Annotated in this window: 14 protein-coding genes; 12 read left to right on the top strand and 2 right to left on the bottom strand. The window is 34.2% G+C overall.

The features are described from left to right. The first annotated feature begins 42 nt into the window (after nt 1-42). The 9 genes from CFPU101_RS08515 (at nt 43) to CFPU101_RS08475 (ending at nt 9887) form a co-directional block, all read left to right on the top strand. Nucleotides 43-921 carry a hypothetical protein gene (locus tag CFPU101_RS08515; protein WP_206814930.1) on the top strand — a complete coding sequence of 293 codons (879 nt, stop codon included), beginning with the start codon at nt 43-45 and terminating at the stop codon, nt 919-921. A gap of 99 nt (nt 922-1020) precedes the next feature. Next, nucleotides 1021-1494 (top strand): hypothetical protein, encoded by a 474-nt coding sequence (locus CFPU101_RS08510; protein ID WP_206814929.1) that lies wholly within the window; start codon nt 1021-1023, stop codon nt 1492-1494. Nucleotides 1495-1562: 68 nt separating this feature from the next. Further along, nucleotides 1563-1895, top strand: a complete 333-nt coding sequence (locus CFPU101_RS08505) for a hypothetical protein (RefSeq protein WP_206814928.1) — start codon at nt 1563-1565, stop codon at nt 1893-1895. Further along, nucleotides 1892-2326, top strand: a complete 435-nt coding sequence (locus CFPU101_RS08500; protein WP_206814927.1) for a hypothetical protein — start codon at nt 1892-1894, stop codon at nt 2324-2326. The genes CFPU101_RS08505 and CFPU101_RS08500 overlap by 4 nt, the downstream gene beginning before the upstream one ends. Before the next feature lie 10 nt (nt 2327-2336). Continuing rightward, a complete protein-coding gene (locus tag CFPU101_RS08495) occupies nt 2337-2897 on the top strand; it encodes a hypothetical protein (protein ID WP_206814926.1) in 561 nt (186 codons plus the stop codon). A 14-nt stretch (nt 2898-2911) separates the two neighbouring features. Beyond that, nucleotides 2912-3796, top strand: coding sequence for an RNA polymerase sigma factor RpoD/SigA (locus CFPU101_RS08490; RefSeq protein WP_206814982.1), 885 nt, complete (start codon nt 2912-2914; stop codon nt 3794-3796). 1850 nt (nt 3797-5646) lie between these two features. Continuing rightward, complete coding sequence (locus tag CFPU101_RS08485; RefSeq protein WP_206814925.1) at nt 5647-8619, top strand: plasmid replication protein, CyRepA1 family; 2973 nt, start codon at nt 5647-5649, stop codon at nt 8617-8619. Between the two features lie 135 nt (nt 8620-8754). Continuing rightward, complete coding sequence (locus tag CFPU101_RS08480) at nt 8755-9177, top strand: hypothetical protein (protein WP_206814924.1); 423 nt, start codon at nt 8755-8757, stop codon at nt 9175-9177. Continuing rightward, complete coding sequence (locus CFPU101_RS08475; protein ID WP_206814923.1) at nt 9174-9887, top strand: response regulator transcription factor; 714 nt, start codon at nt 9174-9176, stop codon at nt 9885-9887. The genes CFPU101_RS08480 and CFPU101_RS08475 overlap by 4 nt, the downstream gene beginning before the upstream one ends. 303 nt (nt 9888-10190) lie before the next feature. Here CFPU101_RS08475 and CFPU101_RS08470 read toward each other — a convergent pair whose 3' ends face one another. Then, a complete protein-coding gene (locus CFPU101_RS08470; protein ID WP_206814922.1) occupies nt 10191-12074 on the bottom strand; it encodes a type IV secretory system conjugative DNA transfer family protein in 1884 nt (627 codons plus the stop codon). Here CFPU101_RS08470 and CFPU101_RS08465 point away from each other — a divergent pair. Continuing rightward, complete coding sequence (locus CFPU101_RS08465) at nt 12073-12924, top strand: DUF5895 domain-containing protein (RefSeq protein ID WP_206814921.1); 852 nt, start codon at nt 12073-12075, stop codon at nt 12922-12924. The genes CFPU101_RS08470 and CFPU101_RS08465 overlap by 2 nt on opposite strands. Nucleotides 12925-13042: 118 nt before the next feature. On the opposite strand, the gene CFPU101_RS08460 is transcribed toward CFPU101_RS08465, so the two are convergent. Continuing rightward, a complete protein-coding gene (locus CFPU101_RS08460; protein WP_206814920.1) occupies nt 13043-13243 on the bottom strand; it encodes a hypothetical protein in 201 nt (66 codons plus the stop codon). 338 nt (nt 13244-13581) lie between these two features. Between CFPU101_RS08460 and CFPU101_RS08455 the strand changes: the two genes are divergently transcribed. Then, on the top strand, nt 13582-14466 hold the full coding sequence (locus CFPU101_RS08455; protein WP_206814919.1) for a hypothetical protein: 885 nt from the start codon (nt 13582-13584) through the stop codon (nt 14464-14466). Nucleotides 14467-14899: 433 nt separating this feature from the next. After that, nucleotides 14900-15664: a hypothetical protein gene (locus CFPU101_RS08450; RefSeq protein WP_206814918.1), complete on the top strand. Its 765-nt coding sequence runs from the start codon at nt 14900-14902 to the stop codon at nt 15662-15664. Nucleotides 15665-15695 lie beyond the last annotated feature (31 nt).

Below are 15695 nucleotides of genomic sequence, written 5' to 3'. Positions count from 1 at the left end.
GGTTTCAAAAGCCCTCCCGAAAAATTAAAATCTATTCCTATCATGCTATCACAGACTCAACTAGCTTCCAATAGCGATCTAACTACTCTACCCTGGCATTTCGCTACTCATCGTTCAATTGAAGACATTTTATTAGGAATCAATTATCTAGAAGAATCTCAAACTAGCATAGGAGATCCTAGAATCGACAAACAGAACATTCAGATCAAGCAATGGTGGTCAGGCCTAGATGAAACAATTAGAGAACAGCTTAAACAACTGCCCATTGACTACTGGCCAATTAAAACTCTTTATAAGCTCAGTAAGCTAAGTCTAGAAAAGCTAGAGAGCTTTATCAACGATTTCCTCTCCTCTTTAGAAGAAGGTAGAGGCTTACTGCTTAATCAAATCGACAAACTGATTAGCAAACTAAATCCTAGAAAATCAAAAACATTTGAGCTTAAAAGAGCAATTACCGAAACAGACTGGGAAATCTTGGCTCTTAAGCTTAAATTCACAACGGAACAAACTGACTCTCTAAAAGAACAATTCCTAAATTGCACAACTGATGAATTACTAAATTACTTAGAATCACAAAAAATCTCTATAGACCCACTTTTAAAACCTAAAGATCTTGTTGAATGGAAAACTGAAAAACTTCTAAAAGTAGAAAAGGAACTTGAAGAACTAAGAACTCAGTTATTGACAATACAATCAAAAGAACAGGCTTCTAATAAAACAAACCTCCCTCAAGAAGTAAATTCTGAACCAATCGCTATTTCGGAGCAACCAACTACATCAGCTTTAAAGCCACCTATTAATAGAACTAAAATACCATTAAAACACCTGTTCAATAAAGCCAAAACCGCACCTCCTAAAGATAAAACAAAAGGTTTTGGTTTTAGCCCTCAGCCCAATTACCGACATCAATACAGTCATTAAGGATAGACAAATAAATTAATACAGACTTTTTTATGTGTTGCTTAATTTTTACTAAGTTAAGTAAAAATTTACTCTGATTCTATTCAGTATTAATTAGCAATGAAAAAAACACAAAAGCCTCAAATCGATTTAATAGAAATTGATCGATTACTCGATCAAATTGAAATTCCTAGCTCTAAACTGACCATTTACTGTCATAACGGAATTTACCCAGGAACAGAATTCAAAACTCCTCCTTTTGAATTTCCTCGCGCCTTCATCCTACCATGCACATTTTATAAACTAGATGCTAAGGTCGATCCCAAGGAAGAAACAATTACTCTAATTATAGATTCATCCTATCCAAGTAAATTCTATGATACAGATCGCATTCCTTTTACAACTTACACAGTTACAGGTATTTACTCTAAAACCTTAACCCAGTTAGAACTAGAGCAGTTAGAAATTAAACAGTTAGACTGGTTTTTACATATATGCGATCTCCAAAATTCATATCAATGGAAAATTCCAATTGACATCACTTGGAAAAATCGCTTATTCAAAATTAAAGATGAGTTTTTCCCTTTTATTTAAGTCATCCGTTCACCGCTCTTTCAGAGCGATGAAAAACGGGTAACTCTTTCTTCTTTGGAGTTATTAAAATGTTATTAACTAGAGAACAACAACAAGCACAAATTGATCTGCTATTAATTGGAATGTATCACGACAATTATATATCTGAGCAAGAAACAGAATTAATTAATCAGATATCAGAAGGATTTACTATTTACATTCAACAACGTATTGCTGATATTAGAAAAGTTAAAACGCTCACGCAACGTCAAAAGCTTATAGAAAATATTGCAAAACGTCTTAAAACTAAAAAAGTCAAACAAGACTCTTTTAAAAAACTTTCTTCATTTTTAAACAGTAATGAATTAAACGTAAAACAAAACAGCCTAATGGCTGAAGTAACTAAAATTTTTAACCTATGAAAAATCTAATTATAGTAACAAGCCTTACTTTATTATCCAGTTGTAGTGCGTTCAATTGGTCAAATCAAGCTCATTCATTAATGAATCAAGAATTATCACCTCAAACCCTGTTAATACGATACGAGTGGTTTAAAGAAGCCTCGGCTCAACTTGACAAAAAACTAAGCGATATCAAAATTACTGAAGATGACTTAAAAGAACTTTTACAAGCTTACTCAAACACATCACGTTCTTCTTGGCCTAGCGATGATCGCACAGAATACAATCAAATTAAAGCGGAATTGAATGGACTTAAAGCCAGTTACAACCAACTAGCAGCCGAGTACAACGCCAATATGAAGAAGTTTAATTATGCCTTCACCAATATTGGCGATTTACCTGATGGAACAACACAACCATTACCCCGTGAATTCAAACCGTACCTGAATTAAACTGTTAACTATGATCACTAAAACAAAATATATACTACTGACAATCACTTTTCTTTGCTATAGTTGCACAACCTATGCACGACCCAAATACACTCCAAAATCTGATTCTGGAATTAGCAAAACATCTGTTGAAATTTCGACAAATCCTGATGGATTAACTATTGAACAGCAAAACGTAAAAAATCGACTTCTAATGGATAATCAAGTCGGCTCAATTAAGCATCTCTATATCATCAGTCCTCAAACAGGAAATGTCTTACTTTATTCAACCGTCAAAGGCAAAGTAACTTCAAGCAATAAAAGACTAACTCCACGCACAGTCTCCACTAACTCAGACGTATATGACGAAAACGAAGGCTTTCTAGTAACAATTGGTTCTAAAAATAAACGCACAGCCGAAGTTCTTCAAGATGATGGAACCTATGGTGATAGTGATCCTTATATTTTCTGGTGGGATACTAAAGGAATTTATCATCAACACTTTTTAACAGATGGTCAGATTATTCATGTAAGTGACCAACCTCTAAGAATTAATCCAACTCAAATTAAGCTCAATTTAGTAAAACCATAATTATAATTAGGACTATGCTTTCTTTACTCAATGCTTACCTAAAAGAAATCGGACAATTTCCACTACTGACCCCAGAAAAAGAAATTTTCTACAGTAAACAGATCATAGAGGCAAATCGAATTAAAGAACAATTAGATCAAGCTCAAATAAATTTAGAACAACAAGAAACTATCAGATTAGGAGCTAAAGCTGAACAAATCATGTTTCATAGCAACTTACGCCTTGTTGTTTCAGTTGCTAAAAAATACAAAAATAGAGATTTAGAATTATCAGATTTAATCCAAGAAGGCAGTTTAGGCTTAATAAAGGCAATTCAAAAATACGATCCGAAAAAAGGAAACAGATTTTCAACCGTTGCTTATTGGTGGATTCGTCAGTCTATCACAAGAGCAATTTCTGATAAAGGAAGACTAATTCGCTTCCCTGTTCACCTTCAAGAACAACTCAACAAGATTAAAAAAATTCAAAAAGAATTATTGATAGAGGAAGGCAGTTTACCAACCGTAAAACAAATTGCAGTTAGACTTAATAAAAAACCACAAAATATTAGAAAAATATTACAACAAGAAATGTGTTTAACATCATTAAATATTCCTGTAGGGCAAGAAAAAAAAACTAATTTAGGTGATTTACTCAAATCAGATGAATTAGAACCTGAAACAAAATTAATAGAAGAAGAATACCAAAAAAATATTAAAGAACTACTAAATAATCTAAGTTCTTTAGAAAAAACAGTAATTGAGCTTCAATTCGGAATTAATTATTCTCAACCTTGGTCTAGAAAAGAGATAGGTCAAAAGCTAGAAATTACTTCTTCACAAGTTCGCCAAATAGAAAATCGAGCAATGAGGAAACTTCGTACCCCTCGCCTTAAAAAGCAAATTCAAAGCTTGCTATAAAAAATTTAGTAAGGTAGTATGCCCAGAATTGCTTTTCTATCAAGGGTTTTGGGCTATAAAGAGTTCTTTAAAAATTCCACAGATTGTGGAATTTCAAAAAGAGATAGCCTCATCATAGCACTGCAACCATCAAAGCCATCAAGAAAACTTTAAATGAAAGTAGTCTCGGTTATTCAAAAAAATCTGCCCTTGATAAGTTTCTGTTTGATGTTAAGTTTTTATCCTACCCTCGCAAAAACTCAAACAGAACGTACTCTAAACCAAGTAAGAAGATCAGATAATCATCAAGTTATACAACACAATCAATCTTCATTAACTGCTTCGGGATTGATTAGCTTAATATTGTTAATCACATCATCAGCAACAATTGCTATTATTGTAGTGTGTTGCAATGATAAATCAATTGATGAGTAATTATAAAATTTACTAAAAAATATAAGTTTAATCTGTTTAACTTTTTAGTATTAAAATAGAAGCAAAGCAAAATTATTTAGTGACAAACGAATCTATTAAATCAGTAAATAAAGATTTAATTTTTATCATGTAGTTTATAATTATATTCTTTGTTCTTTCTTGATCAACTTGCTCAAATAACAACGATGATGATACACTTATTAAATACTCCAAAAAATTTAAGTCTTGATTTTGTGGCAATTTTTACTAATAACTAGCTTTGTTTGGCTAAATGATCTAAAGAAAATTTTAGATTTAGTTAGATAAGTGCTTTAATTAGTTTTAGTCTTGAAAATTTCCTTATTCGTGCGTCTGATCAGCTTTGCACCTCGGAAACGAGAAAATTAGCATCATTAATCAAGTTTACTATTCCCTAGTCTTGATTTTAGGAGTAAACTTAAATAAACTCTTAACAGGAGGAAATTATTTAATTATTTTATGCACAATCAGAGCAGTCACAATCATGAAGCCCTCAAACACCGAAACACCGTCTCAGACTGGACATCTTGTGGACGGTGTTTCTCAAAGGGTTTCTGCGTTTGGGTTCTCTGTAATCAAAACAGAGGAGGTGCAGATGATGTAGGAGACTAATTTTGACATTGCCTGAACTGTCGAAACAGCGATCGGCAGTTATTAATTTGCACTTGAAATTATTATAAACTCTCAAGCGCGAAACAGTCAATCATTGTGCAAAATTTTCTGAATTAGTCAGTAAAAAGGAAATTTTGGCAAAATTAGCTCTTTTACTTCAATGTTCTCTTCTTTGATACACCACAATTATTCAAAGGAGCTTTTATGGATTTTTTCGCTTTAAAGACGGCTAACTCAATGCCGTTACTCAAGTCAATCGATAATTCTTAATTTTCTAGTTGCCACTTTGGGGGTTACTCCTAGCTCTAATGACATTTTTCTAGTTTTTTTGACTAAGAGTATCTTGCCTATTGCTTTTTTGATTAAAAAAAAGCTGGTCGTGTCTCAAGCGGTAACTTGCTCAATCAATCAAACAACCAAATCAGATTACTTTCTAATTGATGTTTACCGATGAACGTCAGTCAACCAAAAGCTACAACACAGCTTCTAACAAATAAAACACTTCCATTATCTCTACTTTGGCTGTCCGATTGGGAGAGGAAATTACCGAATCAATAGACGTGACTGGCAATCATCACATTAATTGAGGTTGCTATGAACGAAAAATTTCCCTATGGCGTTTGCCATGCCTGCAATAAGGCGATTTCAATTCTAGGTTTTGAAGCTTATTACTGCTCATCTTGCCTAAAATGGCATAATTATCCTGAAAGAGTAAAAGTTAATCTTTATTTACCGACAGAGAAAAAAACTAAGCATACAAAAATTGTTTCTCACGAGCAATCGAGCATATGGGCTGGAGGTGAATCATGATTCATCCCACTCATTTCCAAGAATGGGTAGACAGTGCGATCGCCCCAGAACTCATTTCCCTAAACCTGAAATCTCTGACAGGAACGCAAGGATACGATGAACTTCTTTACAGTGATCAATTGCCTCGCCGTAATACAGGACGCTTGAGTGATAATTATCTCAAGCGATACGAGCATCTAGAAGAAGGCGGGTGGTATTGTGGCACAATTAATCCAATTACGGGTTCTGAAAGCCTTTGGGGTTGTTTTAAACCAGACAAGCCAAGAATTAACTCTGAAAACGGTAAACCAATTAAATATGAACACCCGCCAAAGGTTCCTACTGAAGCATTCTTTCTTAGAGTTACGTGGGAGATCGGGTTAAAGATCGCTACCTTATGTGGGTTAGAAGATGCTTACTTAAAACGGATAGCGGCCTTAATTGGTATAACCTCTACTGAGACGTTTTTGAAGTTTGAAGATCTTGGATTTTGGCAGTTTGTTAAAGCTAATCTAGTCCCAATCATTCTGACCGAAGGAGCCAAAAAAGCCGCTTCTTTACTAAGTGCTGGTTATTGTACGATCGCTCTGCCTGGGATTTGGAATGGCTACCGTCAACCCAAAGACAATTTTGGTAATGTGATCGGTCTACCCTATCTCATTCCCCAATTAGAAGTTTTCGCCACTCAAGAGAGGGAAATCAGTTTTTGTTTCGATCATGATCCAAAACCTAAAACGGCTCAAAACGTTAGAGGTGCAATTACTAAAACAGGTAAATTACTATCTGCTTTTGGGTGTAAAGTTTCTGTAATCACTTGGACATCAGAAGAAAAAGGAGTTGATGACCTAATTGCGCTTAAAGGACATGAATACTTCTCAAGTTGCTATCTGTCTCGATTAGCAATCGAGGAGTATCAGCTAACCGAATTGCTAGATCTTACACCGCTCATCGATTTAACCATTAATGAACGATATTTGCCTTCCTTCCTCATCCCACCTAAAAATGCAAAAATCATTGGAATTAGATCGATTCAAGGAACAGGAAAAACCGAATGGTTGGCGAAGTTAATTGAACCAATGATTGAGCGTGGGGAAAAAGTAGTTGTCATCGTGCATCGAGAACAACTGGCGATCGCGTTAGCTGAACGATTCGGAATTGATTATCGCACTGAGGTCTATCACTCAGACACAAAAGGAATTCTCGGTTACACTCTTTGTGTCGATTCCCTTCACGAACGTGCTAACCCACCATTTAACCCACACTCTTGGGAAGGTGCATCGGTCATCATCGATGAAGCTGAACAGGTTTTCTGGCATCTCTTGAATGGTCAAACTTGTTTGAAAAACCGAGTTGCTATTTTAAAAACCTTAAAAAAACTAATTCAAATTACCCTTAGCACTGGTGGACGTGTCTACTTAGCTGATGCGGATCTTAGTCCGATTGCCATCAATTACGTTAAATCATTAGCTGGTTTCTATGCCCCAACTTGGATTGTTAATAATACAAGCATTCCCAATACTGGAAAAAGGAAATGTTATCAGTTTACAGGTAATGACCCTTCATCACTGCTGAGTGAGTTAATTAAAGCAGTTTTTAAAGGTGAAAAACCATTTATCCTAACCGATGGACAGAAACACCGTAGCAAATACGGAACTCGCAACCTAGAGTACGACCTGCGTAAACGTTTCCCCCATCTTAAAATTTTAAGAATCGACAGCGAAAGTGTAGCCGACCCATATCACAAAGCTTATGGTTGCATGGGACAATTAAATGAAATGCTATTAAACTATGACATTGTAATTGCAAGTCCAACTATTGAAACAGGGGTCAGCATCGACATTCAACACTTTTCTTCAGTTTGGGTTATTTCTCACGGCGTTCAAACAGTTGATGCGGTCTGTCAGGGAATTGAACGAGTTAGAGATGACATTCCACGTTACATTTGGCTTAAAGGTTTCAGCCCAAATCGGATTGGTAGCGGTAGCATCGATGTTAGAACCTTACTCGCTTCAACTCATAAAATCGCCCAAACGAATATTCAATTGATGCTTCATGCTGGATTTCATGAATTTGATGGAGTGAAATATGTCGAAGAAAACGACGAATACGCAGGTCTATCGCCCTCACTACTTGCTTGGGCCAAACGAGCTTGTGTCTTAAACTATTCATGTCGAGCTTTCCGTGAACAGATCCTCAAGAAATTAACGACAATGGGATATGACGTTATCCCTTTTAGTCCTAATGACAATAATGCAGTTCAGATTAAAGAAGAAATTACTTTATCAAGGGATGAAAACTATACAAAGCATTGCCAGAAAGTTAGTGTCTGCGATAATCCAACTGACGTAGAATTTGATGAATTATCAGAAAAAAGAGCTAAAACCGAGGAAGAATTGCTCAAACTTAAGAAAGGTCGTTTAGTTCGGCGGTATCTAACCGAAAATATCACAAGCGATCTGATTGTCAAAGACGATGAGGGTTGGTATAAAAAAATCCGACTGCATTATTTTCTTAGCGTTGGACAAGACCAACTTAGTGAACGTGATCGTAAAACCCTACAACAGATACTTGAAGGAGGAGAGGGAGAACTATTTAAGCCTGATCTCAACAGTTCGCTCCTTTCAATTAAAATAGGTGCATTGAAATTACTAAATATTGCACAGTTTTTTGATCTTGAGCAAGAATTCACAACTCAATCACTTAAAGAATGGTTTGAGAAAATCTCGCAACCGATTCCTAGAAGTCAGATTAAAAGTATATTAGGCATGAATATTAATCCTGAAAAAGACACACCGATTGCAGTGGCTCAACGACTTTTAGGACTTTTAGGCTTGAAAATGTCTTATTTAGGACGTTTTGGTTCCCCAGAAAATCGCCAACGAGTTTATCGAATGCAGACGTTAGACCCCGATAGACGATCTCTCATTTTTGAACGTTGGATCAAAAACTTTATGTCCACCCCCTGTATCAATAATGAAATAGAAATATAAAAAGTTGGACTATTTTTAAAGAAAAGATTTACAGAAATTTACCAAAAAGAGAGAAGAAATAAGATTTTTTTTTGCTAAACTATGATTAGCAAAAATTAAGCAGCTAAAAATTATTAATGATTCAAGTAAATGATTATGGGAGAAGCGAAAAGAAGAAAACAGTTAGACCCAAAATGGGGCAAACCAAAATATAAAGTTTTAGATTCTTTAATAACTAAAAATGAAAAACTAATTATTACGACCATCATTACCCAAAAACAAAAAATTTTACTCTCAAATCATTATCAATTAGATTTAACAATAGCCGATTTAATTAAACATTGCTATCAAGTCTATAATCGTGGAGTTTTTTGTCACTTAACCGAAAAAGCGTATGTCCCAGTAAATAAAATAATGGAATGTCAAAATCTCCTTAAATACTTAGTAGAAACTTATAATCCTAGTACAGAGGTAGTTTATTTCACTCCAATTCTTGAAGAAAATATATTAGGAAATACAGGAAGTGTTCAAATCATCAAATTAGAAGATTTAGAAAGAGTTCATTCAAGTAGAATATGAATACCACAATTATTAACATTTTAATTGCTGAAAACGATCCTTTAATCCAAATTGGCTTAAAAGCTTATATTGAGCGTAATCCAAGCTTAAACTTAATTGGCTTGACCGATAATGGAAAAAAGTTAATTGAAATGTCTCTCACTTATCTACCAGATATCGTTATTCTAGATTTAATCAACTTAAATGAAAAAAATGGGTTAGAAGTTATTAAAACTTTAAAAGAGCTTCTACCCAGTCTTCCAGTTCTGGTTTTAAGCAGCTATCAAGATAACACAACAATTAGCCTAGCATTATCCGCAGGTGCTAATGGTTACTGCTTAAAAGGAATCAATAGTGAACGACTTACTCTAGCTATAAAAAGTGTCTGTCAGGGTGGTTTATGGTTAGACTACAAAATCAATCCATTTTATAAAACTGAAAAACAAACTTATTTTCAATATGAATGCAACTTAAAAGAAAAAAGCTTAAATCAAACTGAATCTAATGTGCTATTAAAAGTTGAAGAAGGATTAAGCAATAAAGAAATAGCAATAGCAACAAATACAAGTGAGAATAATATTAAAGGAACTTTAAATAGAATTAAGAAAAAATTAAAAGTACATACTGCTACACGTTTTGATTTAGTAGACATAGCTAAAAAAAAAGGTTTATTGAAACCTCAACATAAAAATTTAGAAAACTTTAATGCGTATATTAATAAAATAGGGTAGTTATACTTAATTAATTTCTAAATAAATTGCTCAATTATATTTAAGTCTTTTATCATTATTAGCTACACGAAACTTGTTCATAATTCACAATAATTTTAACATCAACTTTAAAATCAAAATTGAATTCTATTAATTAACATAATTAAAAACTTGTTAATTTTAATAATTAAATAAAATAAACTTTCAAATAACACTAATAACTGACGTTTTAAAGTTAAGTAACTGAAACCTTTGTCGCTACTACGAAATCAAGAAAGTGCAAGGCAACAGTATAATACATAATTATTCAAAGTAGATCAAGAATCAATCATCAGTTTTAAAATCAAGAGCAGCCATTTTATTTTGTAAATCTATACCCAAAGGCGAATCAGAAGTTATCCGATCAAAATCAGGTTCTTCAGGTAAAGGAAGCATTGAATAAGCCATCTGAATTCTTTTTTCAATAGCATTATCAAGATCTAAATCGCGTAAATTCTCCTTAGTTCGCTGCTCTAATTGAGGACGTATTGAAGAATGCCAAATCTCAACGGATTCTCTAGCCCGAACTTCATCTTGAGGAGGAACAGGAATCTTTAACAAATAAGGACGAAAGCCATCGTTATTATCACCATAAGCAGAAGCAGTAATAACACAACGACCTTCAGGAAAACGTAAAATCTGATCCACCGAAATCAGAGGCTTTCGTTGCCACTGTTCACTAAAATTAGTTGAACGATTTCCCGAACCTTGACCTTGACTAATACCTGTACTTTGAGATTTTACTAAAACTTCTGTCTCTCCATAGCGTTTACTATAAATTTCAGCCGTTTTTGAGTCGCCTGGATTAAATAAAACATGATGGGCTAGACCATTAGCGATCGCACTTCCATCATTTTCACCATAGCGAGTATACAATTGAGACAAAGCTTGAACGCCCAAAATCGGAAGACCACCATTACTGCGATACTCCATAATATAATCTTGAATTTGAGGAAGACGGCCTAAAGAGGGCAACTCGTCCAAACCATATAAAAAAGGAGTTTTACGCTTACTCGACAAATTTTCAACAACGCAGAGATGAATACACATAGCAAGAAGCGGCGCGATGACATTACGACGCTTATCATCTAACTGAAAAAAAACTAGCTCCTTTTCATTCATTTTTAGATTAAAATTACTACGTCCAATAAAACAGGGCAGCAGATCTTTTTGAATAAAAGCAATATACGTTGCTTCAGCAGTTGCTTTAATCCCTGCAACCGTTTTTTCTGCATCTTTTGAAGAAAGCATTTGTGAAAACAGTGGTGCAATCCATAAATCCATTTTCTTTGGATGATTTGGAGGACGATTAACAGACTGATAAATACGCTCAACAAAATTCGGAAGCTGTAGGAAAGCATAAACCATAGCTAGATCTGGATAAGGACTACTTTTAGCCAGCAAGATTAATCCAGATGCAACCATCGCACCAGCTTGAGAGAAAAAATCATGTTCCTTCCCATCTCCTTTTTTACGATTGTCATTTAAAATTTTGCCTAACTCGAAAGCCATTGTTGTATCATGACAATCTCGAACAGCATCAAGCGGATTCAATACTCCACTATAAGGATAACCAGGTGCTAAAACATTAATCTGTTGATATCCATATCGAGCAGCCAAAGAAGCATGAAGCTCAAGTTGATCACCTTTCTTGTCATATACTAAACCTGCAAATCCTTGTCGCCAAACACTTTCATACAAACGATCAATTAAAGAGAAAGTTTTACCACTTCCAGGAATCCCCAAAGCGAGAATCCCACGACCTGCGAAGGGAAACCAGACCGTCGGACTTTTTCCTAAAAAAGTTTGAATAACCGCACCAAAAGATCCTAATTTACCACCCCACCAATACTGAGGAGTACCAACCCACAACACATTGGGATAACACTTCTTTTTACAAGAACGAAGATGCTGAAATGATAAATGAGTTGCTCTAACCTTATCCCATTTATTAGCCATCCTAGCTGAAGTCAACTGACCGCGCTTTTTTCCAGCTAAAGAAGATAACAAAAATAGAAATAGAAGAACGCCCACCATTAACAGCATATCTGGAGTCAGCAGCTTTTGAGCTAAACCCGCAAATGATGAGTTAAGAGGAATTTTAGAAACGAATACGCCTATCGGCGTAAAAAAAAAGAAACTTTTTTTAACAAAAACCACGCTTACCATGACTAGAACAGAGATTGCAATTGATGAATTTCTTTTAGAAGACACCCATAATGAAATCAGAATGCCAAATCTACCTTATGGGTTAATTATTAATGAAAGATGCGAAAAAAATAAGATCACAGCAGGGTTACTACTTCCTATAGAACAAATTGAAAAATCCGACTGGGTTGAACCTATTGATCAGCTAGATTTAATTGTTCATACCGATTTAAGCGAACCCATCAAGGGCTTATTTCTAGAACAGGTTAACCTAATCGTACTAGCAAAAACTCCTCCCTATATTCGATATAAAAATGACAAAACTAAAAACGGAGAAAAAGCAGGAACAATTGTCGGTCTTTACAAAACAGACCGAGCAATACTTAACAAATTGACAATGGATGTTTGCTCAGATCATGCTATTGTCTTATTAGATGAAGCTCAACAACCCCTTCACAACATTCCATTTAGCATTCGATTTCGCAATGTCGCTTTATGGAGTTTTAATGCCGCTTGCGAAAGTTTCTACTCTAAATTTGAAAGAACTTTTGCTAAAGCACTAAACCGAAAATATTCACCCAAAAGCGATCAATGGCGATCTCACTGTATTATGCCCATCAACTTTATTCCTGTAAAAGAAGGTGAAGGAAATAATAAAAGTACCTGCTGTAAAAGTATTTTACGAACAGAACCAAATCTCGAAAATTGGGGATATTTATTTCTAGGACGGCCATCTCATGTTGAGTTGATAGAAACTCACCACACCACTCTAGGCTGTTACGCACAACACCCAGTAGCTGAACTTAAAGCTCTACCTCCCGCACCAGAAACAACACAAGATGCAGACTTTAATTTAGAAATCGATATCTAAAGTCGCCAAAACCACATCAGCCAATTGAAAAAAGATCCCAAAGTCATTCCCCAAAACAAAGCTAGGATAAAAAGCAAAACAAAACGGGGTCTTTTTTCAATAAACAGGAGTATTAAATCTAATCCATCTCTAGTTGGGTCTGTTCCTTTTCCTTCCGCACCTGCTCCTGTATTTCGGGGGAAGTCAATAACTTTGGGTTAGCATTTCCTTGACTATCGGTAAAAGCAGTATCGGCTAAATTACTGGTATCATAAATATTCTCAACTAAAGGATTATCAAAATGTCCTTGTTTTGGCTCATTCACTTCAGAATTCATCATTTGTCTCACAGTTCTTAAAGATTATAGCTACTTTACCAAAAACAACAGAATGATCACATCGCCTAATTGATGGATGCTATTGAAAATAACTTTATAACTCTTAGATGTCTACTGGATCAATGAGTCATTAGTGCGGATCGCTGCTCTCGATAATTAAATAATTAACGTTTTAATTCATCGGAATCCTTATTAGGAATTGAAACAATCTGTAAGAAAAGGCTAGGGAGTACAAAACAAGGAAAATGCCATATTCGTTAATACTTACCGCCGTTCGAGGGCGGATCTCTTCAAAATCGCTCACTTTTTAATTTATCTTAAAAAACCAAAAGTTTTTAAAAATGAACTCTTCACACCTTTCAAACCTTCAAGAACAAACTTTACAGGCACAAAATAATTCTCTTCCTCAAAAGATACAAGCTATCTTAGTCTATTCTCAGCACAATAAAGGAAATACAAAATTTGCTCCTTTTGAAAAACATACTCTAGTCAAAGCTAAAAATAGTTTTGGAATCGTTCTCAAAAATAGCTACGATCAGTATAATAGAAGATTTATTACTATTGCTTGGTGGAAAAATAACTCAACAGAGATAGAAAGAAAGTTTTCTTATCCTTATGAGGATTTAAAACCTTTGTCAATTACTCCTTTAGACCAATTAATTCCTCAAAAAACAATTGTTTTAATTCCTAAAGGAACGACAATATTAATCAACAATGACATCAATATCCTACAGAAATCTTTATTTTTCCTAAAAGAGATTGATTCACAGGGAAGCTATCATTTAGTTAATCCTGAATCCAGTTACATTTTTTCATACTCTAATTTTCCTGGTGTACCATTTGCCTGTTTAGTCGAATTTCCAACCCTTAAGGAACTCGCAGCAGCAGCAAATCACTTAGACAAACTTCAACTAAGAATATTAGCAGGTGCTTGGCTAATCAATAATCAGCCACCATTACTAGCTGATTATCTCAAAGAAAATACCGATGCTTTTCTCAAATCGGTATTTATTAAATCTTCATCACTCATCGAAAAAACTTGGCTGGACGAAGATTTCAATTCAGCCTGGAATCAGGCAATATCAGACTATTTGACTCTTAGCTTGAAAACAGAAGGACTACAGGGATACAAAATTCATGAGCGGCTAGTTCACCGCTTTAATCGCCCATCCGAATTTGCCACTTTAATCAATATTAATCTGACTCTAGATCAACCTATTAATTAAGTAATAATTACTTTTTAAACAATGTAGAAATATTAGAATGGAGTCAGATTAAAAGAATTTACTTATCAAATGAAGTTTGTTATGATTTAGATGAATATCAGACTTATTTTCAAACTTATTTCAGCTTTAACTCACAAAAATGTGGTAAAAGCTGGCTCAAAGAAATAAAAAAAAATCGGTTCTTTAAGCCATCTTAAATCCATCAATAATGCACCTACTTCTCATAAGTATCATTATCACGTAATTAACTTTAAACAAAAAACAATTAAATGTCGGATCAAACATCTACAAATTATTGCTTTTTGGAATTTCAAGAAAAATAAGCTTAACTAGCTAGACTCTTTTCTTTCAAAACAAATTCAAAAGACGAATTCCTTTTTTTAAAATTGATACGTTAAAAGCTTTCTGCACTCAAAAATTTCCTTTATTAAAGATGAAAAGACAATGCCTTGAAAAGTGGAATCAAAAAACGGTTCTCGTACTAGGTCAAATAGACCGTAAAAAATATAACTCTAATCAGCATCTACATCTATGTTTAAAAAACTGTGAAGTAGCTCTGTATGGTGAAGGAAAAACAGTTAAGATTGATCATGTTTGGCTCTTCACTGACTTAAAAGAAGAAGAATTATCGTATTTTGAGAAAACTGAAGAATCAGTTTATATCAGATCCATTACTGAAAAGAATCTATGTTTAAATTTAGTTCCGATTGTTGGTCAAGTTCATCCATACTGGAGAAAATCAATACGCTGCCTCGACTATGGAATAAAATATCTAGATATTTATCATGGGGAACTTAATAATATATCTATTCTAATCAAACAATACAAAAAACTCATTGAAATTGAAAATCAAGTTGTTGCGCCCTTACTTCAACAAAAAAGAAAAAAAATCAAAGCAAATCATAAACTTTTTGAGCAATTAATAGAATATTATCATCAGTTCCTTTATCAAAATGAAGTTACATTTTATAATGGTAAAACTACCAAACTTAAAGAATACATTGTAGAATTAGAGCAACGTCTGAAATCACAAAGACTTGTTTTCCCACCCGACAAAACAATAGCTGAAGTTTCAGAAATCATTCAGACTTTAAAAATTTGCTTTGAACAAGCTGAAATTTTATATCGAAAACATCGACAAAATGCACCACGCTTTCCGAAAAAGACAATCCCTAAAACAGCCATAGGTTTTGGATAAATAATTTGTAAATCAGAAAATCTTAAACCTT

Origin of the sequence: Chroococcus sp. FPU101 (assembly GCF_017312365.1) — a bacterium.
GTDB lineage: Bacteria > Cyanobacteriota > Cyanobacteriia > Cyanobacteriales > Microcystaceae > Chroococcus.
Note: the sequence above shows the minus strand (reverse complement) of the source record. Positions and strands in the feature narration are given on the sequence as shown.